2 protein-coding genes are annotated in these 4,294 nt (G+C 48.5%); both read right to left on the bottom strand.

What is annotated here, in order from left to right; genetic code table 11:
• The coding region (locus AB7D94_RS13220; protein ID WP_420266363.1) for an FG-GAP-like repeat-containing protein at positions 1-2,050 on the bottom strand (2,050 nt) is incomplete at its 3' end.
• Between the two features lie 124 nt (positions 2,051-2,174).
• Complete coding sequence (locus tag AB7D94_RS13215) at positions 2,175-4,016, bottom strand: FG-GAP-like repeat-containing protein (protein WP_420266362.1); 1,842 nt, start codon at positions 4,014-4,016, stop codon at positions 2,175-2,177.
• Between the last annotated feature and the right edge of the window lie 278 nt (positions 4,017-4,294).

Below are 4,294 nucleotides of genomic sequence, written 5' to 3'. Positions count from 1 at the left end.
CCTTTATCTGCCATGCGGAGTCCATTGAAGTGGCCACGACACCGGAACTCTTAATCGTGGCATTGTCCATAAGCCACAAGACTACCGCTCCCGTTGATTTATTCTGCCAGAGGATATCACTCTTCCCATCGCCATTAAAATCTCCCACCCCCTTTATCTGCCATGCGGAGTCCATTGAAGTGGCCACGACACCGGAACTCTTAATGGTGGCATTGTCCATAAGCCATGCGGCAACCGCTCCTGTGGTTGAATTCTGCCAGAGTATATCGCCCTTGCCATCGCCATTAAAATCTCCCACCCCCTTTATCTGCCAGGCAAGATCCATTGATGAGGCAACGACACCGGAACTTTTAATCGTGGCATTGTCCATAAGCCATAAGACAACCGCTCCTGTAGTTGAATTCTGCCATAGCATATCGCCCTTTCCATCGCCGTTGAAGTCTTCAAAACCCTTTATCTGCCAGGCAGAGTCCATCGAAGTGGCCACGACACCGGAACTCTTAATGGTGGCATTGTCCATAAGCCATGCGGCAACGGTGCCAGTTGATGAGTTCTGCCAAACGATATCGCTCTTTCCATCGCCGTTGAAGTCTCTGCCATGATTAGCATTAATACCACTTCCTTCCACGATGAAGACGGGGTTGTCGTTCAAACTTACACTTGACGCGTCGGTACTCATTTCGTTGCCGTAAAGGTCTACCACCCTGACGCTGCCCTTAAAGGCGCTGATGCCACCGCTGCCCCAGGCTATAAGCACCCTTTTACCGGTAGCAGTGGTAAACAGATATTGGCTGGGGGAGATGGCGCTTATATTTATATAACCGTTTATCAGGCTGCCCATTTTTTGGAGCGAGTCTACGAAGAGGTGTTTTTTTGTTTTATCGCTGGCGTTGAACATGGCAGACGAGCCGATAACCGATGTAGAGCCGTCCACATTGTTCCACACCTCGGCCAAATCGGTAAACAGTGTGGTTACACCGTTGGCAAGGCCAACGGTGAATCTCTTTACGTAATAGGCGGCCTGATATTCTTCCGACTGAGTTGACATACCCTGAGGTGTGCCTGCATATGTGCCGATTTCCGTAACCAGCATAGGCAGGGATTTTCCAGCCTGGGACTCAATGCTTTTCCAAAAGGCTATGGTATCGTCGTAAGTAATATAATTTTGTGAGGCACCGCCTTGTTGTCTGTCCATATTGTAGTGCCAGTTGAGATAATCCAAATAATTCAGGCCGCCCTGAGATAAAAAAGTCTGCCAGAAAGTTTTAGAGGATATGTCCTGCGCACCGCCATTGACTACCTTGCAGTCGGGACAGACCTCTTTTATGGCTTCATAGGTTGCCTTGAGGATTGTAAAATACTTTGAGCCGTCACTAAAAGCGCTCTTGAAAGACGGGCTGTCAGGTTCGTTGCCAATCTCATAGAACAGAACCGGCTGGGTAAGCCCCGGCATATCGTTTACACCGTCTCCGTTGTACCGGTCAACAACCGCTTTGACGAAACTTTTGTACTCATTCAGGTCGTTAGGATATTCCGTTATGTAATCCCACCATATAAAGTCCAGAGGTTCGTTGGCCGCCGACGTTGAATTCGGATGGTCCCATGATGCAAAAGGGTAAAGCGTTGCCACCAGAGCGATACCGTTTGCTTGTGCCGCCTTTACGGCGAGGTCCGGAAACTCGAAATGGTATACGCCTTTTTCCGGTTCGATAATGTTCCATGCAAATGGCCCGTTTTCGGCACGGCTCATGGAGATACCGGTGGTAGCGGCCAGGGCGAACAGTTCGTTTACAGACGATTCATAGACTTGTTTCGCTTTGGTAAAAGTTGCGTTATCATTGTACAAAGCTTTCACCTTGTTGGTTTGCAAATAGGTCGTAAGCTGGAGCTGGTTGATAATTGAATTAATATTGTCAATGTGCATACCACCCCAGAAAGAGTATGGTGTCGTTGTCCTTTTCGGGACAACCGTACCAGCAACGGCATTGCTATGTAACAATAGGGCAACAGACAGTGAAACAATCAAAATCTTTCCTATAAACCATTTCATCCCTACTCTCCTTAATACATTATACATTGATTTGTTAATAAACAATCGTCAGCGGTAGTCGTCAAAGTCTGTTAATAGTACAATGAGATACCTGAGTCATTAAGAACAATTAGAAATCTCCCGTTTATTTCATCTGCCAGACGGAGTCAACCGACGCAGAGACAGGATTGGAACTCTTAATCGCGGTGCCGTTCATAAGCCACGCGTAAACGGCGCCTGTGGATGCGTTCTGCCAAATGATGTCGCTATATCCATCGCCGTCGAAATCTCCCACCATCTTTATCTGCCAGGCGGAGTCCATTGATGAGGCAACAACACCGGAACTTTTAACCGTGGTGCCGTTGATAAGCCATACGACAACTGCGCCTGTGGCGGAGTTTTGCCAAATGATATCGCCGCTTCCATCGCCGTCAAAGTCTCCCACACCCTTTATCTGCCACGCGGAGTCCATTGATGAGGCAACAACACCGGAACTCTTAACCGTGGCATTGTCCATAAGCCACGCGTAAACGGCACCTGTGGATGCGTTCTGCCAAATAATATCGCTCTTTCCATCGCCATCAAAGTCTCCCACACCCTTTATCTGCCAGGCGGAGTTCATTGATGAGGCAACAACACCGGTACTCTTAATCGTGGCATTGTCCATCAGCCACGCGACAACTGCGCCTGTGGATGAGTTCTGCCACAGTATATCGCTCTTTCCATCACCGTCGAAGTCTCCCACACCCTTTATCTGCCACGCGGAGTCCATTGATGAGGCAACAACACCGGAACTCTTAATCGTGGCATTGTCCATCAGCCACGCGACAACTGCGCCTGTGGATGAGTTCTGCCACAGTATATCGCCCTTTCCATCGCCGTTGAAGTCTCCCACACCTTTTATCTGCCACGCGGAGTCCATTGATGAGGCAATAACACCGGAACTCTTAGTCACAGCGCCGTTCATAAGCCACGCGATGACAGCACCCGTGGATGCGTTCTGCCAAATAATATCGCTCTTTCCATCACCGTTAAAATCCCGGGCGGGATGCGGATAGTAATGTTGGGGTAGAATGCATGTGTAGATCGTTTTAAGCTCTGCGGAACTCCCTGCACTGAAATAAAGCCTGAGCTGTCCATTGGGCATAATCAGAACCTCGGGGTCGGAGTTTTCATAATCCCCGGTCATGGTTACTACAGGGGTGCTTTCGGCGGTAAAGGTTAAACCATCGGCAGAGGCAGAAAATCCAATCTGCCTGGATTTGACGGTGGGGTTTGACCAGTCGTTGTAGATGATAGCGTACCTGCCGTCTTTAAGCTTGTAGAGGGCAGGGTCTACGGTCTTTAGTGCGATTGCGGTGCCGTTATCTCGTGTCCAATGCAGGCCGTCGTCAGTTGAGGTTGCAGTACGAATGTTGCTACCGTCGGAGACGAACGCCATTTTCAGAGAACCGTTGCCATCTCTTATTCCAGATGGAACGCTGAGGAAATAACCTCCTGTCTGTGGATTAATGTCTGCGCTGGTACCATCCATGACAAGCCCCTCATGTGTAAAATTAAGGGCATCGGTTGAGATGGCGCTGCACAAGCGCCTGTTACCAGTTGAAGAGTTCGGGTCTGTGTCCGTAGTATCTTTGCATTCGTAGATCATTCTGTAGCGGTTGTCCTTAGTTATAAACACCCAGGGATTGGATGCGAACTTCTCGATTGAATCTCCGACGGCGGTGTAGCGTACCCCCTGCTCCTTTGTCCATGACACACCATCCTTTGAGGTTGCCGAGACCATAGCTATATTCCCCGCGGAGGTTCCCTCGTAGTATGCCCTGAACGTGTTGCCAGGCATTTTCACAACGTTGATAGCGACACCGGCAAGGCCGGTGTCTGTAAGGTTTTCACACAATCCCGACACTCCGGAGTAAGATAAAGATGAGGCCACCATTATAAAAACTGTAACGAGAGCTATCAATACCGGCCATTTGTTCGTCATTTTTACCTCCATATCTTAAAAATTAGCAAGCCCGAATCTCCCCTTTTCTTGTCCCATTTGTAATATATTTACGCCATCGCCCAGCTTACCTGAAGAACAAAGCCCCATTTATCTTAGCACCTGGAAACAGAGAGTTGTCAAGTGTATAAAATATCACCGAAACCGGCAGGTGAGATGTCCTGACATGTGAAATGAGATAGAGACAAAGTAAGGTTATGGCCGTAGTGTAATACCAAAATAGAAATGTCCTATTCTACCAAAGTAGAAATGTCCTAAAG

Source organism: Candidatus Magnetominusculus dajiuhuensis (assembly GCF_046044395.1).
GTDB lineage: Bacteria > Nitrospirota > Thermodesulfovibrionia > Thermodesulfovibrionales > Magnetobacteriaceae > Magnetominusculus > Magnetominusculus dajiuhuensis.
This window is presented reverse-complemented; position numbering and strand designations above follow the sequence as displayed.

What these genes read in the sequence shown, in the direction of transcription:
- AB7D94_RS13215 (WP_420266362.1), bottom strand. Translation starts at nt 4,016, where the DNA reads ATGACGAACAAATGGCCGGTATTGATAGCTCTCGTTACAGTTTTTATA.